27 protein-coding genes and 1 pseudogene are annotated in these 25,204 nt (G+C 66.5%); 14 read left to right on the forward strand and 14 right to left on the reverse strand.

The genetic code is table 11. The features are described 5' to 3' along the window. The first annotated feature begins 108 nt into the window (after positions 1-108). From ACUXPL_RS00005 to ACUXPL_RS00015, 3 genes and pseudogenes are all read left to right on the forward strand, one after another. Positions 109-468, forward strand: a complete 360-nt coding sequence (locus ACUXPL_RS00005; RefSeq protein ID WP_454102743.1) for a LysR substrate-binding domain-containing protein — start codon at positions 109-111, stop codon at positions 466-468. Positions 469-644: 176 nt separating this feature from the next. Beyond that, the gene (locus ACUXPL_RS00010; protein WP_454102744.1) at positions 645-1,028 is read left to right on the forward strand and encodes a hypothetical protein; all 384 of its coding nucleotides are present in this window, start codon (positions 645-647) and stop codon (positions 1,026-1,028) included. Positions 1,029-1,040: 12 nt separating this feature from the next. Beyond that, positions 1,041-1,226, forward strand: a pseudogene (locus ACUXPL_RS00015) (transposase family protein); the annotation flags it as partial. A gap of 15 nt (positions 1,227-1,241) precedes the next feature. Here the strand turns inward: ACUXPL_RS00015 and ACUXPL_RS00020 are convergent. Beyond that, positions 1,242-2,099 carry an IS3 family transposase gene (locus ACUXPL_RS00020; RefSeq protein ID WP_454102745.1) on the reverse strand — a complete coding sequence of 286 codons (858 nt, stop codon included), beginning with the start codon at positions 2,097-2,099 and terminating at the stop codon, positions 1,242-1,244. Positions 2,100-2,140: 41 nt separating this feature from the next. Here ACUXPL_RS00020 and ACUXPL_RS00025 point away from each other — a divergent pair. Then, positions 2,141-3,330 (forward strand): IS3 family transposase gene (locus ACUXPL_RS00025; RefSeq protein ID WP_231936576.1). Its coding sequence is split into 2 segments (ribosomal slippage): positions 2,141-2,419 and positions 2,422-3,330, totalling 1,188 coding nucleotides; the frame shifts between segments, so codons are not numbered across the junction. Positions 3,331-3,686: 356 nt separating this feature from the next. Here the strand turns inward: ACUXPL_RS00025 and ACUXPL_RS00030 are convergent. The 7 genes from ACUXPL_RS00030 to ACUXPL_RS00060 form a co-directional block, all read right to left on the reverse strand. Continuing rightward, on the reverse strand, positions 3,687-4,847 hold the full coding sequence (locus tag ACUXPL_RS00030) for a GNAT family N-acetyltransferase (RefSeq protein ID WP_454102747.1): 1,161 nt from the start codon (positions 4,845-4,847) through the stop codon (positions 3,687-3,689). Positions 4,848-4,990: 143 nt separating this feature from the next. Next, positions 4,991-5,440: a GNAT family acetyltransferase gene (locus tag ACUXPL_RS00035; RefSeq protein ID WP_129043591.1), complete on the reverse strand. Its 450-nt coding sequence runs from the start codon at positions 5,438-5,440 to the stop codon at positions 4,991-4,993. A gap of 9 nt (positions 5,441-5,449) precedes the next feature. Next, positions 5,450-5,782, reverse strand: a complete 333-nt coding sequence (locus tag ACUXPL_RS00040) for an N-acetyltransferase family protein (protein WP_454181024.1) — start codon at positions 5,780-5,782, stop codon at positions 5,450-5,452. A gap of 674 nt (positions 5,783-6,456) precedes the next feature. Continuing rightward, entirely contained in the window at positions 6,457-7,272 is an 816-nt protein-coding gene (locus ACUXPL_RS00045) for an abortive infection family protein (protein ID WP_454181026.1), read from the reverse strand. Positions 7,273-7,334: 62 nt separating this feature from the next. Further along, positions 7,335-7,607 (reverse strand): NUDIX domain-containing protein, encoded by a 273-nt coding sequence (locus ACUXPL_RS00050; protein WP_454181028.1) that lies wholly within the window; start codon positions 7,605-7,607, stop codon positions 7,335-7,337. A 175-nt stretch (positions 7,608-7,782) separates the two neighbouring features. Then, on the reverse strand, positions 7,783-8,352 hold the full coding sequence (locus tag ACUXPL_RS00055; protein WP_101963410.1) for a TetR/AcrR family transcriptional regulator: 570 nt from the start codon (positions 8,350-8,352) through the stop codon (positions 7,783-7,785). 17 nt (positions 8,353-8,369) lie between these two features. Further along, on the reverse strand, positions 8,370-9,836 hold the full coding sequence (locus ACUXPL_RS00060; RefSeq protein WP_036316244.1) for an MFS transporter: 1,467 nt from the start codon (positions 9,834-9,836) through the stop codon (positions 8,370-8,372). Positions 9,837-10,115: 279 nt separating this feature from the next. Here ACUXPL_RS00060 and ACUXPL_RS00065 point away from each other — a divergent pair, with 279 nt between their 5' ends. After that, positions 10,116-10,685: a recombinase family protein gene (locus tag ACUXPL_RS00065; protein WP_454181031.1), complete on the forward strand. Its 570-nt coding sequence runs from the start codon at positions 10,116-10,118 to the stop codon at positions 10,683-10,685. Between the two features lie 126 nt (positions 10,686-10,811). Here the strand turns inward: ACUXPL_RS00065 and ACUXPL_RS00070 are convergent, their stop codons facing one another. Continuing rightward, positions 10,812-11,594, reverse strand: a complete 783-nt coding sequence (locus ACUXPL_RS00070; RefSeq protein WP_454181033.1) for a hypothetical protein — start codon at positions 11,592-11,594, stop codon at positions 10,812-10,814. A gap of 440 nt (positions 11,595-12,034) precedes the next feature. Between ACUXPL_RS00070 and ACUXPL_RS00075 the strand changes: the two genes are divergently transcribed. The 4 genes from ACUXPL_RS00075 to ACUXPL_RS00090 all read left to right on the forward strand — a co-directional run bounded on the left by ACUXPL_RS00075 (position 12,035) and on the right by ACUXPL_RS00090 (position 13,998). Continuing rightward, entirely contained in the window at positions 12,035-12,511 is a 477-nt protein-coding gene (locus ACUXPL_RS00075; RefSeq protein ID WP_454181035.1) for a TIR domain-containing protein, read from the forward strand. After that, positions 12,508-12,948 (forward strand): HIT family protein, encoded by a 441-nt coding sequence (locus tag ACUXPL_RS00080; RefSeq protein WP_454181037.1) that lies wholly within the window; start codon positions 12,508-12,510, stop codon positions 12,946-12,948. The genes ACUXPL_RS00075 and ACUXPL_RS00080 overlap by 4 nt, the downstream gene beginning before the upstream one ends. After that, entirely contained in the window at positions 12,945-13,478 is a 534-nt protein-coding gene (locus tag ACUXPL_RS00085; RefSeq protein ID WP_454181039.1) for a hypothetical protein, read from the forward strand. Before ACUXPL_RS00080 ends, ACUXPL_RS00085 begins: the two co-directional genes overlap by 4 nt. Before the next feature lie 154 nt (positions 13,479-13,632). Then, positions 13,633-13,998 (forward strand): recombinase family protein, encoded by a 366-nt coding sequence (locus ACUXPL_RS00090; RefSeq protein WP_454181041.1) that lies wholly within the window; start codon positions 13,633-13,635, stop codon positions 13,996-13,998. A 39-nt stretch (positions 13,999-14,037) separates the two neighbouring features. Here the strand turns inward: ACUXPL_RS00090 and ACUXPL_RS00095 are convergent, their stop codons facing one another. Both ACUXPL_RS00095 and ACUXPL_RS00100 read right to left on the reverse strand, forming a co-directional pair. Next, on the reverse strand, positions 14,038-16,623 hold the full coding sequence (locus ACUXPL_RS00095; protein WP_454181043.1) for a DEAD/DEAH box helicase: 2,586 nt from the start codon (positions 16,621-16,623) through the stop codon (positions 14,038-14,040). Between the two features lie 5 nt (positions 16,624-16,628). After that, on the reverse strand, positions 16,629-18,770 hold the full coding sequence (locus tag ACUXPL_RS00100) for a site-specific DNA-methyltransferase (protein ID WP_336265429.1): 2,142 nt from the start codon (positions 18,768-18,770) through the stop codon (positions 16,629-16,631). 163 nt (positions 18,771-18,933) lie between these two features. On the opposite strand from ACUXPL_RS00100, the gene ACUXPL_RS00105 reads away from it, so the two are divergent. Continuing rightward, a complete protein-coding gene (locus tag ACUXPL_RS00105) occupies positions 18,934-19,599 on the forward strand; it encodes an HNH endonuclease family protein (RefSeq protein WP_454181046.1) in 666 nt (221 codons plus the stop codon). Between the two features lie 542 nt (positions 19,600-20,141). Here the strand turns inward: ACUXPL_RS00105 and ACUXPL_RS00110 are convergent. After that, on the reverse strand, positions 20,142-20,759 hold the full coding sequence (locus ACUXPL_RS00110; RefSeq protein WP_454181048.1) for a class I SAM-dependent methyltransferase: 618 nt from the start codon (positions 20,757-20,759) through the stop codon (positions 20,142-20,144). Further along, positions 20,756-21,289, reverse strand: a complete 534-nt coding sequence (locus ACUXPL_RS00115; protein ID WP_073557464.1) for a GNAT family N-acetyltransferase — start codon at positions 21,287-21,289, stop codon at positions 20,756-20,758. The genes ACUXPL_RS00110 and ACUXPL_RS00115 overlap by 4 nt, the downstream gene beginning before the upstream one ends. 410 nt (positions 21,290-21,699) lie before the next feature. Between ACUXPL_RS00115 and ACUXPL_RS00120 the strand changes: the two genes are divergently transcribed. From ACUXPL_RS00120 to ACUXPL_RS00130, 3 genes are read left to right on the forward strand one after another with little or no spacing between them, the layout of a single operon-like run. Further along, a complete protein-coding gene (locus ACUXPL_RS00120; RefSeq protein WP_371485096.1) occupies positions 21,700-22,368 on the forward strand; it encodes a biotin transporter BioY in 669 nt (222 codons plus the stop codon). Next, positions 22,365-23,126, forward strand: coding sequence for an energy-coupling factor ABC transporter ATP-binding protein (locus tag ACUXPL_RS00125; protein WP_454181051.1), 762 nt, complete (start codon positions 22,365-22,367; stop codon positions 23,124-23,126). Before ACUXPL_RS00120 ends, ACUXPL_RS00125 begins: the two co-directional genes overlap by 4 nt. Then, positions 23,126-23,761 (forward strand): energy-coupling factor transporter transmembrane component T family protein, encoded by a 636-nt coding sequence (locus ACUXPL_RS00130; RefSeq protein WP_087114677.1) that lies wholly within the window; start codon positions 23,126-23,128, stop codon positions 23,759-23,761. Before ACUXPL_RS00125 ends, ACUXPL_RS00130 begins: the two co-directional genes overlap by 1 nt. A gap of 39 nt (positions 23,762-23,800) precedes the next feature. Here the strand turns inward: ACUXPL_RS00130 and ACUXPL_RS00135 are convergent, their stop codons facing one another. Further along, positions 23,801-24,253 carry an acyl-CoA thioesterase gene (locus ACUXPL_RS00135; RefSeq protein ID WP_454181053.1) on the reverse strand — a complete coding sequence of 151 codons (453 nt, stop codon included), beginning with the start codon at positions 24,251-24,253 and terminating at the stop codon, positions 23,801-23,803. A 125-nt stretch (positions 24,254-24,378) separates the two neighbouring features. Between ACUXPL_RS00135 and ACUXPL_RS00140 the strand changes: the two genes are divergently transcribed. Further along, positions 24,379-25,200 carry a hypothetical protein gene (locus tag ACUXPL_RS00140; RefSeq protein WP_454181055.1) on the forward strand — a complete coding sequence of 274 codons (822 nt, stop codon included), beginning with the start codon at positions 24,379-24,381 and terminating at the stop codon, positions 25,198-25,200. The last annotated feature ends 4 nt before the right edge of the window (positions 25,201-25,204 follow it).

Below are 25,204 nucleotides of genomic sequence, written 5' to 3' on the forward strand. Positions count from 1 at the left end.
AAGAACCGGGCACCGTGATGGGCACGGAGGTGATGCCGGCCCTGGCCTGATTCTCATGCCTCGAAGACGGTTACACCACTTCCAGGGACTTGACCGAAGACGGGCCGAGTGTCCGTTCGTGAACTAGCGGGCAGTGGCTTGGTGCTCCGCGAGACCGGAAGTGGCACCCGACAGGCGTTCGAGAACGCCCTCGCCGATGCGGGCTTTCCTCTCGCAGCCGAGCCCGCGGCTGTGCTGTCGACCACGCTCGGCGTTCGCAGCGCGATTATGGCCGGCGTCGCCCCCGGCGCTCTGAGCTCCCTGGCTATGTCCGAGGACACCCTCGCCGGTCGACTCGTGCGAGTACGGATCAACAATCTCCAGATCACCCGCCCGCTCACCGCCATCTGGGCCGGGACGACTCCGCCGCGTCACGTACGGGACTTCCTGGACGTCACCTCCCGCAACCGGGCGCAGGGCGAGACCTGAATCAGTAGATCTGAGCCTCAGATCAGGCCCACAAGACCGAACTATTATTGAGGTTTTCTCACCAGGGTGGCGAACGTAGCGGTGATGATGGCGCCCGGCGAAGCCTGACTGGCATGGCGTAGGGCCCTCGAGCAGGATGGAAATCGGCAAAAGACCATCCGCTGCAAGGACCCTACGTGTTCACCTACTCTGCCATCTGCGACGTGCCGATCGAAACCCTGGACTACCTCACCGGCCTGCTGCACCGTCACCGCCGGACCCATGATCTGCGCCCGTTTCAGCGGGCTGGCACGGCCCGGACGCAGGCGAAACTGGTGCTGCGCTGGTTCCGCGACAACACGCGCGTGATTAACCTGGAGCGCGATCACGGGCTGTCGCAGGCCACGGCCTACCGGTATCTGCACGAGGGCATCGACGTACTCGCCGCCCAAGCCCCTGACCTGCACGAGACCCTGGCGAAGGCGCAGTCCGATCGCCTGCCCTATCTGACCCTGGACGGGACGCTGATCCCCAGCGACCGGGTGGCCGAACGGACGGGGAAGGGCAACCACGCCTGGTAGTCGGGCAAGCACAAGCACTTCGGTGGCAACATCCAGGTCCTCGCCGATCCCACCGGTTTCCCGCTCTGGACCTCCCCGGTGGAACCGGGCTCGACCCACGACATCACGGCCGCGCGGGAGCACTGCCTGGGTGCCCTGTACCCGGTCGCGGCGGCCGGGATGCCGACCCTGGCCGACAAGGGCTACCAGGGCGCCTGAATCGCCCCGGGTTTGTTAGAGGCTCGTAAGTGCCGTCCCGGCGGGCGCCGACACGGGGTTCTCATGATGGTAGACGTCCTCGAACTCGACCGGAGGGACCAGCCTGATCTCGCCGTGCACACGACGATGGTTGAACCAGTCGATGTACTCCGCGACCGCGATCTCCAGGTCCTCGATGGACTTCAATGGCCCCTTGTTCCGGATCAGCTCCGCCTTGAACAGCGAGTTGAACGCCTCCGCGAGGGCATTGTCATACGAGTCCCCCGTCGAGCCGACTGAGGCGACTGCGCCGGCCTGGGCGAGCCGCTGGGTGTATCGCACGGCGACGTATTGGACTCCTTTATCGCTGTGGTGCCGTAGCCCGGCCACGTCTTGGCCTGCGCGCTGACGCGTCCAGAACGCCATCTCCAAGGCGTCCAACGCCAAGTCCGTACGCAACGACGTCGACAGCTGCCACCCGAGGACCCGTCGGGAGAACACGTCGATGATGAACGCGGCGTACACCCATCCACTGAAAGTGCGGCAGTAGGTGATGTCAGCGACCCACAGCTGGTTCGGAGCCGCCGCGGTGAAGTCTCGCTGGACCAGGTCTTGACGCTCATCCGGGCCGCGGCCTGGGACCGTGGTCCTCGGTCCCTTCGCGCGGCTGATCCCGCGCAGGCCTGCGGCTCGCATGAGCCGCTCCACCGTGCACCTGGCCACCTGCAGGCCCTCCCTCCGCAGTTGCGCGTGGACCTTCCGGGCCCCGTAGACCCCGTAGTTGGCCTCATGCACCCGCCGGATTTCCACGAGCACCTGCTCATCGCGCAGGCTGCGCACTGAAGGAGGGCGCGTCTTGGCCGCGTAGGGGACTGCCCCGAGTTCGGTTGACACCTGACCTCTGAGGTTTCGGCCTCAGGCGGAAGGATGTCCCCGTGGCAAAGCCCTACCCCAAAGAGTTCCGTGACGACGTCGTGGCCGTGGCCCGCCAGGGCCGGGCGCCCTTGTCGCAGATCGCGAAGGACTTCGGCATCTCCGAAGGCTCGCTGGCGAACTGGATGAAACAGGCCGACATCGAGGACGGCCGCCGTCCCGGCCTGACTGAAGACGAGCGCAAGCAGCTGCGTGAGGCAAACAAGAGGATTCGACTCCTCGAGCAGGAGAACGAGGTCCTACGCCGGGCCGCTGCCTACCTGTCGCAGGCGAACCTGCCGGGAAAATAGTCTTCCCGCTCGTCCGTGAGATGGCCGAGACCGGCGCCCCGATCAGGGTGCCGGTCGCGGTGGCGTGCAGGGTCCTGGGCTTGTCGACCCAGGGGTACTACAAGTGGCTCAAAGACCCGGTCTGTCAGCGCGACTGGGATGACGCACACCTCATCGACGTCCTCTACGACATCCATGAGGACGACGCCACGCTCGGCTACAGGTTCCTCAGCGACGAGCTCGACCTCGAGCACGGCATCAGGGTCGGCGAGAACCGCGTCCACCGGCTCTGTCGGATCGCCGGCATCACCGCGTCACACCACAAGAAGCGCAGCAAGGCGGGCTCCACCGGTCCGGCGCCGCACGACGACCTCCTCGCGGTGGTCGACGAGCACGGCATCGTCCGACACGAGTTCGTCGCCAACGGCCCGAACAAAGTCTGGCTGTGGGACATCTCGGAGCACCCCACGCGGGAAGGGAAGATCTACATCTGCGCGATCAAGGACGTCTGGTCGAACAAGATCGTCGGCTACTCCATCGACTCCCGGATGAAGTCTTCGCTCGCCCGGGCCGCGATGCGCAACGCCATCGCGCTGCGCTCACCAGTCGACACCGTGTGCCACTCGGACAGGGGCGGCCAATTTCGCGCCAAGAAGACCCAACGGCTGCTCGCGAACAACGATCTCGTCGGATCGATGGGCCGCTCCTACGGCGCCGGCGACAACGCCAGCATGGAGAGCTTCTTCGCACTGCTGCAAAAGAACGTGCTCAACACCCGACGCTGGGACACCCGCGAAGACCTCCGCCTCGCGATGGTCACCTGGATCGAAACCAAGTACAACCGCCGACGTCGCCAGCGCGCCCTGGGCAAGCTCACGCCCGTCGAGTTTGAGATGATCTACACGACCGCAGCAGCGGCCTGAACACCCCAACCCCTACGTGTCAACCAAAGTGGGGGCAGTCCCAGCCCTTCCACGGTCGGCGGTGTGCCCCCGGTGTACTGGTAGAGGGCCGGGTCGGCTAGGACCTTGGCCATCTCGGGTGCGTCATCGGGGGACAGTGGTCGCAGGCCAATCCGTTCGGTCATAGGGGCAAGCAGAGCCCGGTGGTTCAGAGATGTCAACCAGCTCGTCGGTGCTGGTCGAAGTGAAGTAGCGGGTGGCTACCCCGAACATGCCTCTAACTTGTGTCCATGAATGTGGCGTGATCTAGAAGCGCCACAAATGACCGAATATGCACCTCGACACTGAAGGGAGGCGAATGAGCGCCTTGCGGCTCCTCAGTCTCGGTCGCTCGAGAGCGTCGCGTAGACCAGCGTGTCCGTCCACTCGCCCTTGCTCCACCAGTCCTGCCGGTGGTGGGCTTCCCGACGCAGGCCGATGGCTTCTGCCAGCCGGGCGGACGCGGTGTTGCGGGCGTCCATCTGCGCCACCACCCGATGCAGGCCATGGACCTCGAAGCCAAGAGCCAGCATCGCCGCCGCAGCCTCCCTCGCGAAGCCCTGGCCTGCGTGCCGCGGATCCAGGGCCCAGCCGATCTCCGCGACGCCCCGCTCGCGGTTCGTCAGCCACAGGATCACGTCCCCCACGGGGACACCGGCGTGCTCGATGACGAGAGACGCCGCCCCGGACGGGCCGGCGAGGTCGTTCCACTCGATTCGTCTGACCAGCCTCTGCCGGGCGGTCGGCTCGTCCCACGGCTCGTCCAGCAGGTGACGCACCACCTCGGGCTGGGCATACATCTCCTGGAGCCAGCCGAGGTCGTCCTCCCGGTGCGGGCGCAGCGTGAGGCGCTCGGTGCGCATCGGCCAGTCGGGGATGTGGCCGTTCGATTCGGCTCCCACATCGCGCTTCCTCCGGGACGGGACATCGACGTCGGCGGGCACCGGCGTCGTCCTGCCGGTCTCCCAGTCCTGGCGCAGGACTGCGTACGCCACGGACGCTAGCGGCTCGCCGCCCTCGACCGGCCAGCCGCGGCGGTAGTGCGCCTCCTTGACCCAGCCGGCCCGGCGGAAGGCGCGAAGCATGGGGATGTTGTCCTCACGGGTCTGCCCTTCGAACCGGTCGACCGCGGGCATCGTCTCGAACACATGTCGAGTGAGCGCGGCGAGGATCTGCGCGCCGAGCCCGCGGCCGCGGAACCGCTCGGCCACGCGCAGGTCGAACAGGGGGGTGGGGTCGGTGAGGTCCTTCAAGCGGACCATGCCGACGCGGCCGTGCTCGGCGTGGTCGATCCAGAACGTGGTGTTGTCCTCGTCGTTCCAGGCGCCAGCGTCGATGGCGTCCTGCACGTCGTGCGCGGTCGGGTGCGGCCGCATGTGGAAGGGCCAGGCATTCTGCGTGAGCAGAGCGATGAGCGCCGCGCGATCATTTCCGGTCGGATCCGCGGGCGTGAAGGTGATGGTCGTGGTGGCAGGGTAGGCGAGGGAGGGTGTCGAGATGCCGGGGAGAGTTCACACGACACGCGGTGAACTGCTCAATCGGTGGGTCGGCTCCACGGCCCTGTCGCGTTCGGCAAGTGGAATGAGGCCGCGTTCGTCCACCCCGACGTCTGACCCGCGGCCGTTGCGCGGCTCCCGCGTCGTCATCCCCCGAGTCGCTTCCCGAGGCCGAGCACGGGGTCCGGCTGGTACCCGGTGGCCGCCCAGAACTCGGCGCCGTCGGCGTTCGTCGCCAGCACCTGGAGGTTGACCTTCGGGCATCCGAGGCGGGCCAGCTCCTGCTCCGCGTGGGCCACGAGGGCGGTGCCGAGGCCTCCGCGCCGATGGTCAGGGTGGACGGCCAGCGAGTAGATCCAGCCGCGGTGGCCGTCGTAGCCGGCCATGACCGTGCCGACCACCTCCTCGTCCGACACAGCGAGCCAGAACAGGCCGTCGCCCCAGTCCAGCTTGCGGCGGATGCTCGGTCGCGGCGCCCGCTGCGGCCGCGTGGGGTCGCCGTACTCGGGCAGGGCGCGTTCCCACAGGGCGACGACGGCGTCCGTGTCTTCCGGCATGACGGGGCAGATCTCGGCGGTGGGCGCGGGGCGTTCCATCCGATGACTCTATGCGCAGGCGGGGGCACTCTCGGGGCACGTCGGGCGGGACAGTAGGACGCCGGCGCCGCCGGCGAACTCGATCCCGGGGAAGCGCGGCCCGGTCTCGGCGATCTCGAAGCCCAGGGACGCGTGCAGGGCGAGTGAGGGGGCGTTGCCGGCGTTCACGACGCTGTGGAGGTCCCCGCCGCCGCGATCTGCGACCGCCCCGATCACCGCGTGCAGCAGGCGTCGGCCGACGCCGGTGCGCCGGGCCTCGGGGGTCACCGTCAGCCCGGCGGTGAGCCACCGGGGCTGGGCCCCGGGGTGCAGGGCGGCAAGAGTGGTGCCAGACCGTCCCACGACCCGGGGGCTGTTCGAGCCGGCCCGCTCCGCGAGCAGTAGAACGGGGGCTCGGTCGAGGAGTCGGCGGGCGGCGGGCGCGTGGTCTGCCGGCGTGCCGCCTCGGGCGGCCATGGCGGCGGCGAGGTCGGCGGCGTCCTCGGCGCAGGTGGGGCGAAGCTTGGTTTCAGGAGGGGGTACCGGGGTCGGGATGGTGGGGTCGTCGATGATGTGGGGGTCTCGAGTTCCGGGAGCCTGCCGAAGAGACCCGGGCTGCAGGGAGTCAAGGGTCAGGTGCTCATTCTCGTATGCAGCATAGGTATGCGTTTGTGCGATCTTCGCTGCATCTCGACAACCGCCATGGGTGTCAAGCGCTCTACGGCGTGTCGCGGTATGCGGCATATTCGCGCGTTTGTGCAATCTTCACTGCATCTCGACAGGCTCCCACGGGCCCAGGTGCTCGCGTTGGCTCCGTGCCAGGGCGGCGAGGGCCTCGGCGTCGTCGAGGACGGTAGGGCGCAGACGGACGGGCATGGATCGAGCGTAGCGACCGTGATCCCGTGCTGTCGAGATGCAGTGAAGATTTCACACGACACGCGGTGAACTTTTCGCAGAGCAGGTCAGTCAGTGTGGCCCGCGAAAAGTAGCCCTCGGCCGCGGGCGGTGTCACCGACGTCCCCCGGTCCGTACAGCAGTCACTGTCGAGGGGGCGTGTGCTGGACCTCAGCCAGGAGGTAGGCGACGGCTGCGAGTGTGAGGTGGCGTATGTAGTCGGCCAGCTCCGGGGAGACGTCTGTTGGTTCGAGATGTCCATGGCCGTCGCCGCCGGTGTTCCTGGTGCTGGTGACTGCTTCGGCAGTCTTGATGACTTGTTGCCGCAACACAGCGACGGCTTTGGCATTGGCGCTGCCGATCTCGCTGGGGATCGTCGACAGGCCAGCAGCGCGCATGGCCTGACCCACCACTCCTGGCATGTCCCCTGCCGGGACGTCAGGGCTGTACTCCTTCAGCAGATGCTTTGCCGTTGCCTCCAGGAGGTCTTTCGATGTCCCCAGGATGGCTCCGGGATCGAGAAGGAGATTGCGCAACCGGCCCTGTAGGCGATCCACGGTCTCCCTGCCGCCTGCCTCGATGGCAGGACCAAGAGTGAGGGGCTCCAAGCGACCGTCCTCGGTGAGGCAGGCTCCTGCCTGGGCTAGAGATGCCCGCAACGCGGTGACTAACTCCTGGGTTTGCTCGTCGTTCGAGGAGAAGACCCCCTTGAACCGCATCTCTTCGATGACCTCTTTCACCAAGTTGACCACCGCCCGTTCACCGTGAGCATCCGCCTGGTCGAAGGCCACTCGAAGGCGTTTGACCTTGTTGATGCGGGATCCCTGGCGGTCAGTCTCAGGCGAGTCGATGGTCAGCTTGCCGAAGATGGCGTCGAGACCCCCGCGTGAGGGATACCAGGTCTTCTCCATGAGTCGGCTCAGGTTCAGAGCGACGTCCGTGGCCCAGGGCGTTTTCATAGGGGTCATCCTGCACCCTTCGGTGGCATGGGCGTGCAGCGGTGCGCCCGTCACCGGCCGGTTCAGTTCGTGAACCCGTAAGCCGTGTCCATCGGGAGCGAGCGGTCGCGAAGGCCTGCAAGGACGATCCGTTCATAGGTCGGCACAAGATCGGGCAGGTCGGTGAGCGGGAACCATCTCAGATCGGAGGTCTTCTCCGGCTCGCAGATCCGCGGCTCCCCCATCCACTCTTTGCAGGTCCAGAACCAGTCCACACGCTGCTCACGCGTCAACCCGACGCCGTCCGTGCGCTGCATGACCGTGACCAGCTCGAGGCCAGCGGAGGCAATGTCCACGCCTAGGGTGTGCCTGAGAAACCGTCCAGTAGGGTATACCCACTAGGCGCATGTGTCAGAGCCAGTTGGGTGCTGCTGGACAGAGGTGCCAGGGTGCGATCTTGCTTGACAGGGTTGCCCATCATCGCGCTCGACGGATTCGTCGATCCGGCCTTCTCCAACCGCGCTGGCTCGCTTACCCGTTGGGCTTGGCCTCGGATTCATGGACGTCATTCTGGAGTAGCGCGATGATCTGCTTTGCGGTTTCACTCCGGTGGTCCTGTGAGATGGGCCTGCTTCCGATCAGGTCGTTGACCCAGAGCCCGTCAGCAGCGAGCAGGGCGAGCGAGGTCATCTGGTCGCGCTCAGCTTCGTCTCGTTCGCTACGTCCGGTCCATCGGTCGATGAGGTCTTCCCAGATCGCCTTGTGCTGGGTGTCCTGGCTGTCGAGAATCATCTGGAACTCGGCGCGGGAGGCGGCTGTCGAACAAGTGAGTATGTAGGCGGTCAGGCGCTCCATCGGCGTTGCCTCAGCGGTCGGCTTTCCACAGGCGATCTCTAACTGCCGCTCCCAGCGATCAGCGAGTCTCTGGTGGATCGCAGCGATCAAGTCGTCTCGTGACGGGAAGTGGTAGATGATCCCGGCCCTGGTGATCCCTGCAGCGGCCGCGACAGAGTCAAACGTGACTGCTGTGATCCCGTCTTCCTCGATCACTTGGATCGCGGCGTCGAGGATCATGGTCTTCTTGCTCTCACGCACCATCATGCGCCCCTCCGATTGGTTCAGTGGTTTTCGGCGTACTCCATTGCCTCGCTGCCGCGCCCGTAAGCGCGGAGCAGCCGATTGGTCAGAGCGGCTCCACTAGCCAGCATGACAGCGAGGACGATCATCGTGACCAAATAGGCCGTGTCGTAGGCGGAGGTGGCGGCTGCGATCACGTCGAGATCTCCGTCGGCGATCCCGAGGGCATCGGCAATGCTCTCCCCCGCTGCGGCGGGAGTGCCATCCGGGAGTCGGACGACTGTGGCGTAGACGAAGGTCAGGAGGCTCCCGAGGAGTGCTACAGCCGAGAGGGAGCCCATCTCATAGGAGACTTCTTCGATCGAGGCCGCCATGCCGGCCTTTCGCGGAGGCGCGTTGCCCATAATGGCGGCGGAAGCGACGGCGAAGGTGCCGCCCAGGCCGAAGCCGGTCACGATGAAGCTGACGACCAGCAGGGGTAGTGATCCGTTCGCAGAGGCCAGCACGGCGAGAGCTAGTCCTAGGGCGGCGATGGCGAGGCTGCCGGAGATAATGATCCGCAGGCCCACGATGTGCAGGATCGCGGCCCCTAGGACACCTGAGGGCAGGGCGCCAAGCGCGATGGCTGCGACTAGCAGGCCTGCTTGCAGGGGGGTGAAGCCCTCGACGAGCTGGAAGCGCTGTGTGGTCGCGAGCTGGGCGCCAGCGATGGTGAACATCGCGAAGAAGGCTGCCAGAGAGCCGCCAGCGAAGGCGCGGTTGCGGAAGATGGAGAACTCGATGAGTGGTTCTTCCAATCGGCCCTGGCGTCGCACGAAGAGGACGAACCCGATGACTGCTGACGCCAGCGCCCCTGCGATCAGAACCCAGTTCTGTGGAATATGGGCCAGTTCCTTGATGACGAGCACGGTGCCCACCAGCCCGACCATCGCATAGAGGGATGAGACGAGATCCCACTTCTTCGACGGATCGGGATGGTTGTGCGGCGCGATGATTGCGGTCGCCACAAGTGCGATGGCAACAACGGGGACATTGATGAGGAAAACAGATCCCCACCAGAACCGTTCGAGAAGGGCGCCGCCGAGAATGGGTCCGAGCGCTGCCCCCGCGATCGACAGGCTCCCCCAGATGGCGATGGCGATGTTGCGCTCACGAGGATCGTCGAACGCGAGGCGGATCAGAGCAAGCGTGGCGGGCATCATCGCTGCGGCCCCCACAGCGAGGAGTGCCCTGGCGCCGATCAGGAAGGCAGGGTTGGGCGAGAATGCCGCTGCCAGTGATGCGGCACCGAAGATCCACAGGCCGACGACGAACATTCGGCGGTGGCCGATGCGATCGCCCAGTGTGCCTGCTCCCAAGAGGAGGCCAGCCATGACCAGGGGGTAGGCGTTGATGATCCACAGTGTCGAGGATCCGGACGCGCCGAGGTCTGCGGTCAACGTAGGCAAGGCGGTGTAGAGGATCGAATTGTCGAGGGTGATGAGTAGCAGGCCGGCCCCCACGGTCATGAGCAGCCACCACCGCCGCGGCGATGATCCAACGTCGTTCACTGTTGTACCCCCGTCCTCTGCCTGTAGTCGCATCAACGAAACTATACTAACAGGTTAGTAAAGTAAACGTCAACGCTCCGACAGAGGGATGCCTCACAATCCAGCTGGGTGTTCATTGCCCCATCCCGGCGTCAAGCCGGGTATACCCCTTTACACGCCCCGTCCGCCAACGAGAGCATCACGTCAGAGACGGTCCCAAACCGGGGCGTTGGACATAACTGACGGAGGGTCTTAAACGTGGTTGGACAGACTGTGGGGTACGTGCGAGTCAGCTCGGCCGAGCAGAACCTGGACCGCCAACTCGAGGCGGTGGGGGAGTGCGACCGCATCTTTCAAGACAAGATCTCCGGCAGTTCCCGAGCTAAGCGCACCGGGCTGGCCGAGCTGATGCGGTACGTCCGCGAGGGGGATCTGGTGAAGGTTGCCTCGATGGATCGGCTGGGACGGGACACCCGGGACCTGTACGCGATCGTGGACGAGCTCACCGGCAAGGGGTGCGCGGTGCAGTTCGTTTCCGAGCGGATCACCGTGGACAAGTCTGGCACCTCCCCAGTAGATGGGCTGATGTTGGGGATCCTGGCGGCGTTCGCTGAGTTCGAGCGTCGAAGGATCAAGGAGCGCCAGGCTGAGGGCATCGCGTTGGCCAAGGCGAGGGGCAAGTATGTGCAGGCCCCGAAGATGTCGGACCTCGACGTGGAGCACGCGCGCGTGATGATCTCCATGGGGATCCCAAAGGCGGAGGTGGCGCGCACGTTCGGGGTGAGCCGGCAGACGCTGTATGCCTCGCTGCGCCGCGTCTCTCCGTAGTCACTCCACGCGCGGCCCAAATGACCGATTTAACCCGATAGATGGGCTTGCTCTTTACGAGCGCGTGGCAAGGAAAGCTCGTATACCGAGGATCTTCGGCACGAAGTGATGGGTCGAATGCTGTGATCAGCTGGCGATGTTGGCCCAGTTGGTTGTTCCGCCACCGGACCAGATGGCCCCAACGACGCGCACGCCGTTGTCCCAGAGGTTGCGGACTTCAAGGCGGAGGACGACGGGAACGGTGCGGTCGCCTCTGAGGTCGCCAAAAGCGGGCGCGTGAATGCCCCAGAGTTTGCCAATGAGATCGTCTCCTACCCGGACGCCGATTGCCTCGTTCTGCCCGAACTCGTGAGGTCTCCGCTCGATGACGGCGGGTATCTCGACGGTTTCCCCCTCGGTGAGCTTTAGCCGCTTCACGACCTTGAGCATGGAGTCCGCGCGTGATGTGTTTGTGCCGGCGACGGGGAACGCGCCTTTAACCTTTGACGCCTCCACGGTTGCCGGGGCAAACTTCTTTCCGCTGCGCTTCTCGGGATGAGTGGCGGGATCGTCGGTATAGATCCACGCGGGCTCATCCTTGCCGATCCACGCGTAAGCGGGTCCGATGGTTAGGACGTCCCCCTCTCGCACCACCATTACCTGATAGCGGGCAGGGTGCCGGAAGCGCGGGTCCGGCTCCAGGTAGCCCCGGGTGGAGCTGTCGAGGTAGCCCACGAGCTCACCAGCCACGCGAACGGCGAACTCCCCATACATAGGGCTGTCGTCGTGCCGGATTGTTACGGTGGCAGCGTGCTCGAGGAGGTTGATGCCCTCGTGAAGGATTGCGGTGCGGGCAAGTTCGCTTACGGCGGGCCTCTGGTAGGTCAATCCTCCTGTAACCGCGTAGGGGCGGAGCTTTCGTGGGCTCATAGGGTTACCTTAGGGGGAAGAATCTAGGACGTGTCTGAGAATGCTTCGAGGGTCTGACGAGGGCCCTGACAGACCGCGTGGACCGGGACTGGTGCACGCATGGGTGACAGTCGTAGTCACGCCGCCGTGCTCCGCGCCGGGGCCGACCAACTCCGTAACCTCCCAGTAAACGACGCCGCACGCCTGATCGAGGCCAAACGTGCCGATCTAGACCAACAGCGACGGCAAGTGGCGGAGCGGGAGCGGCAGATCAGCGAGCCGTTCGAGCACGACCAGCACCGCAGTAGTCCGCGCCGCGACGGGCCGACACAGGGCCTGTAGACCGGCGCAGCTCGACAGCAGGCACGCGCCCAGAATCGAGGGTGTGGGCCCTGGGGCTCGGGTATGCTCAACAGAGGAGAGCGAACGTCTCTCCGAGAACGAGTTCAAAGGAGAAAGACATGGCTGTTTTTTACTCTTTCCACTACGACCGAGATGTTCATCGCGTGCAACTCATCGAACAGATGGGAGCACTCGAAGGGCAGCCCATCCTCAATCATCAAGAATGGGAGACGGTCAAGAGCGGTGGCGACAAGGCCATCAAAGAGTGGATCTCTGAAAAGATGAAGTGGAAGTCAGCCGTCATCGTCCTTATTGGCAAAGAAACTGCGTCTCGTGAATGGGTCCATTATGAGATTCAGAAGGCCTGGGATGATAAGAAGCCGCTTCTCGGTATTCGGATCCATGGCCTGTCCTCAATGGGGAGCGTCGATTCATCGGGACCCAACCCCTTTGACAAAGTCTCAAGCGTCTCAGGAGTGCCGATCTTTGATCCGACACAGACCGACTGGACAGGGAAGATCGATTCCAAAGCCACCTACAACTACCTGAAGGATCACCTGACGACATGGGCAACGCAGGGCAAGACTCGTCTGTGACTGCTGAACCCAGTTGCCCGTTTTGCACAATTGTGCAACGGAATGATCCTGATGTGCGCGAGGTGTATCGGGACGATCAGGCGGTCGCCTTCTTTCCCACGGAACCAGCCGTACTGGGCCACACCATGATCGTCCCGCGCGCGCATGTCCCACTTATTTGGGAGTTGCGCGACGACGATGCCGAGCACATCGGTCTACTAATCTCGCGCATGTCGCGGGTAATCGTGGAAACCATCGGGGCCGAAGGGCTTAACGTTATTCAGTCGAACGGCGAAGTCGCCACGCAGAGTGTCAACCACGTTCACGTCCACCTCGTCCCGAGATGGAAGGGCGACGCCATCGGACGCATCTGGCCTCCGGAGACTCACTACTCCGAACACGCGAAAGATGAAACCTGGGACGCGCTCCGCGACGCTTGCAGAGGGCTTCGGCTATGACGGAGCGGGACGGACCGAAGGCCAGGGCCACGAGTGAAACCGTTAGGCTAAAGCACCTCGACTACGTTCAAAGCGTCGTGTCCCGAATGGCCCACTCCTCGACGCAGGCGAAAAGCTGGCTCCTACCTGTAGTCACCGCGACGTTCGGATACGCGCTTACCCAACGGTCGGGAACTGTGGCAATGCTAGGAATCGCAGCCGTTCTGCTCTTCGGCTACATGGATGCGAGTTACCTGCGGCAAGAGAGGGCGTACAGGCGGCTTTACAATGCCGTCGTTGCGGGAAAAAAGGTTCCCGAACTCTCGCTCGACCCGCATAATATCGACCGAAATATCCCAGACGCGGATGGCGATCCATCACCGCAGGACAAAGACGACAAAGATCCAGGATTCTGGAAGAATTTGTGGACAGCCTTCCGTGGCTGGTTCTTCTTTGATCCTAGAGTCTGGTTCTCGTGGTCGATCTTCCCCTTCTACGGCGGGTTCCTCGCCGTTGGAATCGCGGTTCTTTGGTATGCAGCCACCCACTGAGCTAGACGGCCCGCACTGAACAACGCGTCAACGTGACCTAACCAGCTGCTCACCGACTCGGCGGAACGCTCCAGACCTCGTGGCGGGGTCTTGGCGGGCTTCGAGGGTCATCCTCGTAGCACGTTCGCGGAGCTCGCCGGGGTACTCTTCCGTGGTGCTGGCATGCTCTGCATCCTTCCGTTGGATCAGAGCCTCCATCGGACCCGAGGCGATTCAGTTCATCTCCGAACGGATCACCGTGGACAAGTCCGGCACCTCCCCGGTGGACGGGCTCATGCTGGGCATCCTAGCGGCGTTCGCTAAGTTCGAGCGCCGGCGGATCAAGGAGCGTCAGGTTGAGGGCATCGCGTTGGCCAAGGCCCGCGGCAAGTACGTGCAGGCCCCGAAGCTCTCGGACATCGACGTGGAGCAGGCGCGCGTGATGATTCAGATGGGGATCCCGAAGGCCGAAGTGGCGCGCACGTTCGGGGTGAGCCGGCAGACCCTGTACACCTCGTTGCGCCGGCAAGCCTCAGACTGAACCCCATCCTCGGCCGCCGGCGTCCCTTGAGTTTCTGCTTCAGTACGCGGGCGCGGCCTTGTACAGGGATTCAGCGTTTTGGGCTGCGTGGACGCCGGCCTGGACGACGTCGTTCTTCATGTCCAGCACCCGCAGCTGGCCGTCGATCTCAGCGACGGCCTCGATCCGGCCGAAGGCATCCCCGTGGGCCTGGGCGTACTCGGCCAGGCCCCGCAGCTTGGGCAAGGCGTCGGCCAGGTGCGTGCCGTGGGGGTCCACGATGTCCGCGCGGATCGTGCCGTCCTGGTTGGCGTGGAAGAAGAGGAAGTCCGGTCGTAGCGCCTGCCACTGGCCGGAGCCGTCCTGGAATGGGATCGCCAAAGACTGCTTGGAGGCCCGGGAGGGGTTGCGGTACCAGCCCCGGAAGGAGGGCTCGGCGGCTTCGGAGTCCAGCACCTGCCGCTCCCAGGCGTTCAGATCCACAGGTGCGGTGCCGTCCTCGGCGGCCATCAAATGCAGAGTGCGGGTCGGCAGAGGACGCTCGCTGCCATCAGGGAGGCGCTCCTGCTGGTCCGCCTGAGCCAACTTCGGGCGGGTCAGGTCCACACGTTCAGGCCGACGGGCCATCTCCCGCACCCGGTCATACACTGCCTGGCGCTCATCGGTCAGGCCGTTGATCTGCACGCGGTACTGGCTCAGCCAGTCCTGCACGAGCTTGTCGGCCTTGGCCTCCAGATCGGCGACGACCTCGGAGGTGCGGGCCAGGGAGGCGATGATGATGTCTCCTTCGCGCAGGTCGAGATCCTCTTCGTCCTCGGGGACGATGTGATCGATGTAGGCCCCGGCGATCCAGCCGGTGAGGGTGCGGGCCGCCGCGGCCGCGGCCTCCTCGATGGCCCGGTCATCGGCCAGCAGCTCCAGGCTGGTGGTGCTCAGGGTTGTGGTTCCCAGCCGGCCGGTCAGCCGCTGGGCCGACAGGGTGAGCACATCCTGGCGGGCCGCGGCGATCTGCTCGGGGTACTGCGCCCTGCATCCGTCCAGGAGCTTGCACATTGTGTGCGCGGCGGTCTTGACCGCCCCGGGCAGCAGCTCGTCGTGGGAGAGGGCATTGGCCAGGATGTCCAGGCGCTTGAGCGGTTTGGTGGCGCCCTGGGGGATGTTCATCGAGGGCAGGGCGTCGAACACCGCCCACACGTCTTCTCCCACCGCCGGGTTCGGTGTCAGGGTGACCGGGTCGAACAGCACCCGCCGGGCGGCCTGCTTGCCGGGGTCGGAGGTGGTGTCGTCCATGTCGGACTGTCCGCGCATCAAGGTCTGGGCGATGGCGGTGGAGGTGGTCTTGTCGAAGTGGGGCAAGAAGCAGTCGATGGAGTTGAGCACCTCGTTGCCCGGGATGCGTCGGGCCAGGGGGGTGCGGACCATCCGGCCCAGCAGCTGGTGGACGTAGGTGGCGTCCTTGTAGGTGCGGAAGGACATCAGCACCTCCGCCCGGGGGCAGTCCCAGCCGGTGGAGATCGCCTCCATGGCCAGCAGCACCCGGATGTGCGTGGTTTCCTGCACTCGCTGTGGGGCGATGTAGTTGACGATCTGGCCGGGCAGGTGCCGGTCGGTGTGGGTGCCAAAGACGTGGGCGATGTCCTGGGGCCGTAGCTCGGGCCACTCCTGGTGGATGACATCCAGGATTCGCGAGAGGTGCTCGTCGCTGGGTTTGTCGGCGACCTGCACGACCAGTAGCGGCACCACCGGGTTCGGTTCGCCCTGCTCGGCGGCATAGGCGGCCCAAGCCCTGGTGGAAGCCTTCGTGCGGGCCACGGCCTCGCGCAACAGCGTGGTGTCGAAGGCGCCGGCTTCCTCGGGGATGGTGAGGACAACATCGTCCTTGAGCAGCCCGGAGGCCTGCACGAGCGCGGGGTCGACCTGCACGGGGGAGAGCGCGTCCCGGTCGGTGGCGTGGGCCATGGCCTGGGTGAAGCGTTCCACGGTGGCGGAGATCCCGAGCACGATCGGCATGGCCGGGGCCAGGGCGGTGCCGTTGATCAGGCGCTGGACGATGGTGGCCCGTTCCTGGTCGTTCTTCTTGGTGGTCTTCATGCCCCGGTGGGCCTCGTCCAGGATGAAGTACAGGGTTCGTCCGGGGGTGGCCACGGTGTTGGCGATGACGTCGTAGATGGTGCGTTGTGCCATGTCGGGGGCGGCCATCACCGGGGTGGCGGCGTTGGTGGGGTCCTGGGCCCCGCGCACCAGGCGGGCTCCTTCGCGCAGTTTCTGGGCGTTGAGGAAGTACACCTGGCCGGGGGCGAAGGTGGTCTCGGCGAAGGAGTTCTCCACGGTGCGCAGCCGACCGTCGAGCTCGGAGGATGCGGCATGGATCCGGGCGCGGGACTGATCGTTCAGGTCCGGGTCGTCGGAGAACCAGAGCACGGTGGCCCCGGGGTCGGGGGCGATGTCCTCGGTGTACTGGTCGGAGCCGAAGAACAGGGCTTCGATGATGGCTGCGGCCATCACGGTCTTGCCGGCTCCGGTGGCCGCGGCCAGGGAGAACTGGGACAGGACGCCGTCGTCCTGGTAGTTCTTCCTGGCCCGATGCAGCCGGTTCAGGACTTGCTCGACGGCCTGGGCCTGGTAGTCCTTGAGGGTGTAACGCATGGGGGTCAGGCCCTCCGGTTGATCTGGAAGTTGTGCAGGTAGGACTCGTACAGGCGCACCGCGGTGGTGTGTTCGGGCAGCTGTCGGGCCACGGACTGGAAGGCCACCTCGGAGTCGGTCACGATGAACGCCATCCCTACCTGGGGGTCAGCCTCTAGGGCGGCCAAGAACTCGGGGGCGTGGTCCATGTCCTCGAGCACACCGTAGGCCTGAGCCACATCCCAGCCCCGTTCCGGAAGGCTAGAGATGATGCGACCGCGCGAGCCGGCCTTGAACCAGAGCATCGGCGCGACCCGGGCGAAGGCACGGTTGCGACGCACCTGCCGGGGCGCCTCATAGGTCAGGGTGAAGAACGCCGCGTTCTCCTCGAACCCGTCCGCCATGGGGAACTCGTCAGTGAACTTGTAGTTCCCCTTGATCGGGTCCCCGGCCGGGGTCTTGCCCGTGATGGCGGCAGTGATGCGCGGCTTGGTGATGTAGTCGCAGATGCCCCACCGCTCCCACTCCGGGTCACCCGGTCGCAGACCCTTCCTGCGCAGACCTCTCTGCTCGTCCGCGGAGACCTCGTTGTTCGTCACCGAGATGCACTGTCGACGGCCGCCATCCTGCCGGTTCAGGCGCATTACCGCGTGAGCAGTTGTACCTGACCCCGAGAAGAAGTCGAGTACGACAGCATCCGGCTTCCCGTGAACGAAAAATCTCACAGCATCTTCAACCGCATAGAGGCTCTTCGGGAAGGGGAACTTGCGATCGGGAAGTATTGCATTCAGAAGCGTGCTTCCATGCTCGCTCGCACTGTGGGCCGGACGATGCCAGGCAGTACCCGGCATGGCAGTCTGACCGCCTTCGGCGAACTCAACCTGAAGCGAGCCATCTGAGTCGCGACCAGTGACGACGAGCGCCCCTTCCTCGATGGCCTTTATCTGCCCAGATTGCAAGTGGGTAAATCCACACCTCTCCGATCCTGGCGTAAATCGGCCTATCTTCACATACCCCGCAGAGAGCGCCTTTCGGAGGCTTTCTGGGTCGCGACCCCAGGTCGATTCGCCCCCAGCCTTAGACAGAGGCCAGATCGCGGTCGTACCAGGCGGAGGTGAGACCTCTGATCTTGGGACATCCAGGGGGAGGGAATCGCCCACCGAGTGGACGCGACCTGTCTCATTCGCGACGAAGATGGGATAAAAAAGGTTTGGCCGAGCCGAGCGCCGCCCATTCGCCCCTTGGCGCATAAGCCCTGCCCAGCGAACCTTTTCCTTTGACCTCGCCTGTCGCATTGTCATATCGCCAGCAACTGCGGCCGGGCGCGCCGAACCATTCATCACAAAGAAGATATATTCATCAAACCGAGAAAACTGGTCACGTCGAGAGGAGCCCTTGGGGTTGATAATCGCGCTTACCATCTGAATACGTGCCTCGGGGAAAGTCTGCTCGAGAAGCATCCCCAGCCGCAAATACTCTTTCTCGTCGATAGTGACGATCAAGACGGAGCCATCGGGATTGAGAAGTTCGCGGGCGACCTGGAGGCGACGCTCCATGAAGGACAACCACTTCGAGTGGCGGTAGTCGTCGTCGGCCTCGACGTAGTCGTTGTTGTACTTCCAGTCCTTGGCGCCGGTATTGTAGGGCGGGTCGATGTAGATGCAGTCCACCGCGTGGCGGTGGGTGTAGGTGAGCATCTCGAGGGCGTGGAAGTTCTCGGCATTGATGACCGTGTGGAACGGCTTGTCCGGCCCGCCGTTCTCGACGCGGCCTGTCTCGACCAGGCCCGGGTAGATCGGGTCCTCGAAGCGGGCGACGACCACCAGGTCCTCGAGTGCTGCTGTTGAGGTGGCCGGCTCGCGGACCTCGGGGTCGACGTCTGCCTCGGTCAGGTGGGCTTGCTTGCCGTCTTGGGTGCGTTCGAGGTCGGTGACGACCCACTGGCGGGTGTCCCCGATGGTGAGGCTCCCGCGTGGGGGGAGTACGCGGACGGTGTCTCCGCGGCGCACGGGGCGGCCGGGCAGCTCCACAGCTTCGGGCTGGTGACGCTCAAACACGAGACCGAACTGGCTGCGCTGGGTGAGCTGGCGGAACTCAGCTTCCAGGTCTGCGGCCAGCTGTGGGTCGGTCTTGCGGGCCTGGGCGAGCAGGTCAGTCAGTCGAGACACGGGTGTTCTTTCTCTGGGCCAAGTGGCATGGGGCGCTGTCCGCGCTAATCCTGCCCATCCTAGGGACCGGGGATCTCGTGCCGAGCATGGGTTCCACGTGAGCTTAGGATCAGCTGCGATGCGACTTCGCATCGCGTCATCCGCTCGAGCAAGGAACTCGCCCATGTCACGACGCTCTCTGGCTTCTCTGGCCGCTGCTGCTGTTTTCGTCGCCACCGCTGTCCTCGGGGGTGCGGGCCCGGCGGCGGCCGGCACCACGTATTCGGCCCCGCTGCGCACGGCTGTGGCGTCGTTGCCGGTCGCGGCGGAGAACAATGCCGGCTATGACCGGGCCGCCCAGTTCGGGGACTGGAAGGATGCGAACAGGGACTGCCAGAACACGCGGGCAGAGGTGTTGATCGCAGAGTCCAAGACCACCCCGAAGTTCACGACGGCCCGTAAGTGCACGGTGGCCACGGGCAAGTGGGTGAGCAGCTGGGATCTGCGTACGCACACGTCTGCTTCGACGGTGCAGATCGATCACATGGTGCCCGTGCATGAGGCGTGGGGCTCGGGCGCTCGGTACTGGACCAAGGCCAAGCGGGTGGCGTTCTACAACGACTTGGGGGATGCCCGGTCGCTGAACGCGCAGACCTCGGCGTTGAACTCGGCCAAGCAGGCCCGCGGTCCGGAGCAGTGGCTGCCGCCGAAGAACCAGTGCCAGTACATCGCGGACTGGACGGCGGTGAAGATCCGCTGGGGGTTGAAGGCTGATGCCACGGAGAAGGCGTTTCTGGTGAAGAAGGCCGCGTCCTGCGCGAACGCCACCCTTAAGGTGACCCGGTACTGAGCCTGCACGGCCGCAATGGTGCCCATCCCCTACTCGTTGACGGTTGCGGGTGTGGGCACTGGCCTGCCCGGGGGCTGGTTCGAGGACTTGTGTTCGTATTTTGTCTGTCATGGCCACCCCTCTCCTGGAGCTTGCCGGGAGTCGAGGCGTCTGCTTCCTGCTGCGAGCCCGTCGGTTACCCCCGCCACCCTGTCCAGAGGTCTCGAGGCACCCGCCGTATGGGGCTTCTGCCGTCTTGAGTAGGCGTGGTCCTGGAGCTCCGGTCGTCCGGAGAGCGCGAACATGCTACGGGGGTCTTACCTCGCGGCAGGGGACCGCTTCACCGTGCGGGTCGGGGTGTCGTTGTCGGCATTGGGAAGGTGGCGGTGCAGGACGCGTGGAGTCGGGGCGGCCCGCGGCAGGAGGGCCGGAACGCCGGCCACAAACGACGGTTCGCGGCGCCCAAGGGGAGCGCTCGCTGACTGTCCAGACGCGGTGAAGATCGAACGCGAATCGCGAAGGACGGTTCCCTGGAAAATTTGGGGCGGAAAGCGCCAGACGATTCATTCCCTGACAGCCTCGATCCACCCGTGCCGGCGGGCCCCCGTGTCCTGCCGTGTGCCGCGGCCGACCACGGTGAACCCCGCCGCGGCCAGCACGCCCGCGAGCTCATCGACCGGCCAGTACCACGCCGTGGTGACGGCATGATCGAAGGCCTCCACCTGGTCTGACGCGAAGAAGCCCAGCAGCAGTGACCCGCCAGGGCGCAGTGCCTGGTGTGCGCGCTCCAGGAGGAGAGGCATCTCCACCGGCGGCGTGTGGATGATTGAGTACCAGCCCAGGATCCCGTCGACGGCGGCTACGGGCAGGGTCTGGAACGAGCCCGGCTCCACGCGTACCTCAGGGTGAGTTCGGTGTGCGTGGGTCACGAACTCTTCGACCGGCTCAATGCCCGTTACGTCATGGCCCAGCGAGGCCAGGTGCGCGGTCCAATGGGCCGGCCCGCAGCCGACGTCGGCCAGAACCCCATCCACCCGGCCGGCCCAGGCTTCGACCAGCAGCCTGTCGTCCTCGGCCACGGAGGCCATGGTCCCCAGCAGCTCCGTGTACTCGGCCGCGCGGGCGCCATAGGCGGCCCGGCTGGTGAGAAGTCCTTCCCGGGCGGCGTCGTCAGGGGTCACCGCTGTTCCTCCGCCGGCGCGAGGACCTGCCAGAGCTCGTGATCCTGCCAGCGACCGGCGATCTTCAGGTACTGCGGGGCCAGGCCGTAACGCTCGAACCCGTGGCGCTGCAGCATCCGACGCGACGCATGGTTGTGGGGCAGGATCTCAGCCTGCACCCGGTGCAGTCCGAGCTCGCCGAAGGCGATCTGCAGGGCCTGCCCGACGGCGGCGGTCGCCACGCCGCGGCCGGCCGCCTCGCGGGCGACCCAATAACCGATCGAGCAGAACTGCCCGGCCCCGCGGACCACGCTGGCCAGGGTGAGACGGCCGAAGATCGAGCCCGCCGCGTCGGTGATGAGGAACGCGTAGGAGCGGTCCGCTGCACGGTCGTGCTCCGCCTGTTCAAGGGCTTCGCGCTGGCCGGCTTCGGTGAACCAGTGGGTGGGGCGCTCCGGCTCCCACGGGGCCAAGTGCTCGCGTTGGCTCCGTGCCAGGGCGGCGAGGGCCTCGGCGTCGTCGAGGACGGCAGGGCGCAGACGGACGGGCATGGATCGAGCGTAGCGACCGTGATCTCGTGCGCTGGTCAAGCGAGGGGCAGGAGGAGCCGGCGTCAACCCTTCAGACCCTGACCGGCGTATGAATCAAATTGGCGCGTTTCTGAAATCTTCGTTGCATCTCGACACGTGCGCTGGTCAGGCGAGGGGCAGGAGGAGCCGGTGTCAACCCTTCAGGGCCTGATCGGCGTATGAATCAAATTGGCGCGTTTCTGAAATCTTCGTTGCATCTCGACAGCGTTTTGGAACTCTTCGCTGCATCTCGACACCAGACTGCCCGGCCGCCCCCACCTCGCCCCTGCAGTAGACTCCTGAACACTGTTCAACTCGTCGGTCACTCGCCATGCGCCCAGCGCCTCGGCTGAGCGCCCCATCGCACTCGCTTCCGCACCAGGAGTCCCTCCATGAGCACTTCCGTGCCCTCGTCCCATGACGGCCACGTCCGCCCCGCGGCCACCACGACGGCGGACCGCCCCGCCGACACCGGCCGCCGCCCCCGTCGCGGTTCCGCCGGCGGCAGCCTCGCGCGCATCGCCGTCATGACCGCGCTGATGGCCGTCCTCGGTCTGGTGCCGCCGATCGCCGTCGCCGGTGTGCCCGCCCCGATCGTGCTGCAGAACATCGCCGTGATCCTGGCCGGTGTGATCCTCGGCCCGTGGCGCGGGGCCGCCTCGATGGCGCTGTTCGCCGGCCTCGTGGCCCTCGGCCTGCCGCTGCTCAGCGGCGGCCGCGGCGGCCTGGGCGTGTTCGCCGGCCCGACGGCCGGCTTCATCCTCGGCTGGATCCCGTCCGCGCTGATCGTCGGCCTGATCTTCTGGGCCCTCACCTCCCGGGCCCGTCCCGGTCTCGGTGCCGGACGGGTCGCGCTCGGTGCGGCCGTCGCCGGGCTGATCGGCGGCGTCGTGATGGTCTACTTCTTCGGCGTGCTCGGCTTCGTGGGGATGGCCGGGATGGAGTTCGGCGCCGCCGTCCTCTCCATGGCCCCGTTCGTGCCCGGTGACCTGATCAAGCTCGTCGTGGCCGTCATCCTCATCGTCGGCCTGTGGAAGGCCTACCCCCGCGCCTTCCGATGAGCCCGGACCGTTCCGTCACCCTCACGGGCGTCCGCGTCGAGGCCGACGGCCCCGAGGGCGTCGTCGTGCTCCTCGACGGCGTGGACCTCACCCTCACCGCCCCGCGCGTGGCGGTGATCGGGGAGAACGGCTCCGGCAAGTCCACGCTGGCCCGCGCGATCGCCGGCCTGGCCGACGTCGTCGCCGGGGAGGTGACCGTGCACGGGGTGGACGCCGTCCGGGACGTGAAGGCGCTGCGCCGCACCGTCGGCTTCGTGTTCGCGAACCCGGCCGCACAGATGGTCATGCCCACCGTCCGGGAGGACGTGGAGCTGACCGTGAAGTCGCTCAGGGACGACGCCGGCCGCCGCCTGACCAAGGACGACGTCGCCGCGCGCGTGGCCGCGGCGCTTGAGGAGCACCGGCTCACCGCGCTCGCGGACCGGGCGTGCCTGTCCCTGTCCTCGGGACAGGCGCAGCGGCTGGCGATGTGCTCGGTGATGACCGCCGGGCCGTCCCTGGTGATCGCCGACGAGCCGACCTCCCTGCTGGACGGCCGGCACCGGCGGATCGTGGCCGACCGGCTGCTGGCCGCCGACCCCTCGGTCCCGGACGGGTTCCAGCTGCTGCTGGTGACGCACGACCTCGAGCTGGCCCGTGCGTGCGACGAGGCCGTGTGGATCCACGGCGGCCGTGTGGAGCGGACCGGCCCGGCCGAGGAGGTGGTCGAGGCGTACGAGCGCTTCCTGGACCACGCCGTGGCGGCGGAGCTGCGCTGATGCTCTCCCTGTACATCCACGGCGACTCGCCCCTGCACCACGCCCGCGCCGGCCTCAAGACGGGTCTGTTCGCGGTGTGGGTGCTGGCCCTGACCCTGCTGCCGCTGTCCCTGTGGACGGCGGGCGCCGCCGTCGTGGGCGCCGTGACCGCGTATCTCGTGGGCTTCGGGCTGCGGCGCGGGGCGGCGATGATCGCCTCCGACCTGCGCGCTCTGTGGCTGTTCTACGTGGTCCTGTTCGTGGCGCAGTGGATCTTCACCGACGCGTTCGCCGCCGGACTCATGGTGGCGCGCGTGCTCGGGCTCGTGCTCACCGCGCAGGTGTTGACGCGCACCACTCGGATCGCGGACATGACCGGGGTGGCCGAGGCGGTGCTGCGGCCGGTCGAGCGGATCCCGTGGGCGGGGCCACGCCTGGCGCGGGCGGGGTTCCGCGCCGACCGCGTGGGCCTGGCGATGGGCCTGGTGCTCTCCTCGATCGGCCACCTGCGCGCCCTGGCTGAGCAGATCCGGCATGCGCAGGCCGCGCGCGGGGTGCGGATGGCGCCGTGGGCCTGGGCGCTGCCGCTGCTGGTGCTCAGCTTCAAGCACGCCGACGACGTCGGGGACGCCCTGGCCGCCCGCGGCATCGACTAGAGCCGCCCGCCCCCGCGCCGCGTGGGGTGGCGGGCCGGTTCAGAGGGGGTTGTCCAGGGGCAGGCGGTCGCGGTCGTAGGTGATCTCGGTGAAGCCGTGGGGCACGGGCTTGCCGTCCTCGCCCAGGGACACGAACACGATCTTGTCGATGGTCAGGATCATCTCGCCGGTCACGATGTTCCGCACCTTCGCCCGCATGGTCAGGGACGTGCGCCCGAACTCGGTGGCGCGCAGGCCCATCTCGATCATGTCGCCCTGCTTCGCCGAGGCCAGGAAGTTGATCTCCGAGATCAGCTTCGTCACGCACCGCGGGTTGCCCAGCTGCAGGGTCGCGTAGATGGCCGCCTCCTCGTCGACCCAGCGCAGCAGCGAGCCGCCGAAGAGGGTGTTGTTCGCGTTGAGGTCCTCCGGCTTGACCCACTTGCGGGTGCGGAAGTTGACGTCGTCGTGGGCGGCGCGCTCGGCCGCGCGGGTGAGGGGCATGGAGTCCATGCCCCCACGGTAGAGCGACGCCGACGCCGGCACGAGGGAGGGCGCCCGATGCGGAGACGTGCTCGACCGGGCCGTAGGGTCGCCGGAAGGGATCCGCAACGGAGCACACAGGAAGGACCCGACCGATGACCAACCGCGCCCACCCCGACCCCGCCGCACCCGACGCCACCTGGCGCGATGTGCCGGTGCTCGGCTTCACGGTCGCCGCCGGCATCGCCGTCCTGTTCTGCCTGGTCTGGCTGCTCCGCGACGGGCTCACCACCGACTACACGTGGGGGTTGCTGCTGGCCCCGATGCTCATGGGTGTGGCCGGGGTGGCGGTGATGGTCCTCTGGGAGCGGCTCCTCGCCCGCGTCCCGCGGCTGGCCGCCACGCTGGTGGCCGGCGGCGCCCTCCTGGCCTTCGTGCTGGTGCTCGCCTGGTGGCTCGTCGAGGTGAACGCGCAGACGCACCTGTTCACCGGGAGCACGTTCTGGCTGCTCGCCGTCGCCCCGGTCTGCGCGGGCCTCGCCTGGCTCGCGCACCGGCTGCTCCCGGCGGCCCGTCGGCCCGTGGGGGAGCCCCCCGCCGCCCTCGACGACGACGCCTGGGCCCGCCGCCTCGCCGGCGTCCTGCGGCTGCGCAAGGGCCTGCCCGACGCGCGGGTGGCCGAGATCGTCCGTGACGCGCGGGCTCGCGGGGCCGCGTCCGGGCGCCCGCTGGCCGAGGGGCTCGGCTCCCCGGAGTCGTACGCCGCGGGCTTCCGGAAGGACCGGGTCGCCGCGCCCCGCCGGCGGGCCTGGGCGGTCACCGCGTTCGTGCTGCTCATCCTGGCCACCCGTCTCCCAGGCGTGGTGGCCGGGGAACGGCTCAGCGCGTGGAACGTCGCGTACCTGTTGCTCGCCGTCGTCGTGCTGGTGTCGGAGTGGCGCGAATACCGGGCCGCCGTGCGTCGCGCCCGCCGCTGAGGGA

This window comes from Micrococcus sp. 140720015-1, from assembly GCF_053627595.1.

Bases quoted from the DNA above. Each gene is read 5' to 3' on its own strand.
- ACUXPL_RS00130 (WP_087114677.1), top strand. From the start codon at position 23,126: ATGCTCTCCCTGTACATCCACGGCGACTCGCCCCTGCACCACGCCCGC.
- ACUXPL_RS00105 (WP_454181046.1), top strand. From the start codon at position 18,934: ATGTCACGACGCTCTCTGGCTTCTCTGGCCGCTGCTGCTGTTTTCGTC.
- ACUXPL_RS00115 (WP_073557464.1), bottom strand. From the start codon at position 21,289: ATGCCCGTCCGTCTGCGCCCTGCCGTCCTCGACGACGCCGAGGCCCTC.
- ACUXPL_RS00125 (WP_454181051.1), top strand. From the start codon at position 22,365: ATGAGCCCGGACCGTTCCGTCACCCTCACGGGCGTCCGCGTCGAGGCC.
- ACUXPL_RS00045 (WP_454181026.1), bottom strand. From the start codon at position 7,272: ATGAAAACGCCCTGGGCCACGGACGTCGCTCTGAACCTGAGCCGACTC.
- ACUXPL_RS00095 (WP_454181043.1), bottom strand. From the start codon at position 16,623: ATGCGTTACACCCTCAAGGACTACCAGGCCCAGGCCGTCGAGCAAGTC.
- ACUXPL_RS00060 (WP_036316244.1), bottom strand. From the start codon at position 9,836: ATGACCGTGGGGGCCGGCCTGCTACTCATCACCCTCGACAATTCGATC.
- ACUXPL_RS00055 (WP_101963410.1), bottom strand. From the start codon at position 8,352: ATGATGGTGCGTGAGAGCAAGAAGACCATGATCCTCGACGCCGCGATC.
- ACUXPL_RS00120 (WP_371485096.1), top strand. From the start codon at position 21,700: ATGAGCACTTCCGTGCCCTCGTCCCATGACGGCCACGTCCGCCCCGCG.
- ACUXPL_RS00140 (WP_454181055.1), top strand. From the start codon at position 24,379: ATGACCAACCGCGCCCACCCCGACCCCGCCGCACCCGACGCCACCTGG.
- ACUXPL_RS00075 (WP_454181035.1), top strand. From the start codon at position 12,035: ATGGCTGTTTTTTACTCTTTCCACTACGACCGAGATGTTCATCGCGTG.
- ACUXPL_RS00085 (WP_454181039.1), top strand. From the start codon at position 12,945: ATGACGGAGCGGGACGGACCGAAGGCCAGGGCCACGAGTGAAACCGTT.
- ACUXPL_RS00070 (WP_454181033.1), bottom strand. From the start codon at position 11,594: ATGAGCCCACGAAAGCTCCGCCCCTACGCGGTTACAGGAGGATTGACC.
- ACUXPL_RS00035 (WP_129043591.1), bottom strand. From the start codon at position 5,440: ATGGAACGCCCCGCGCCCACCGCCGAGATCTGCCCCGTCATGCCGGAA.
- ACUXPL_RS00135 (WP_454181053.1), bottom strand. From the start codon at position 24,253: ATGGACTCCATGCCCCTCACCCGCGCGGCCGAGCGCGCCGCCCACGAC.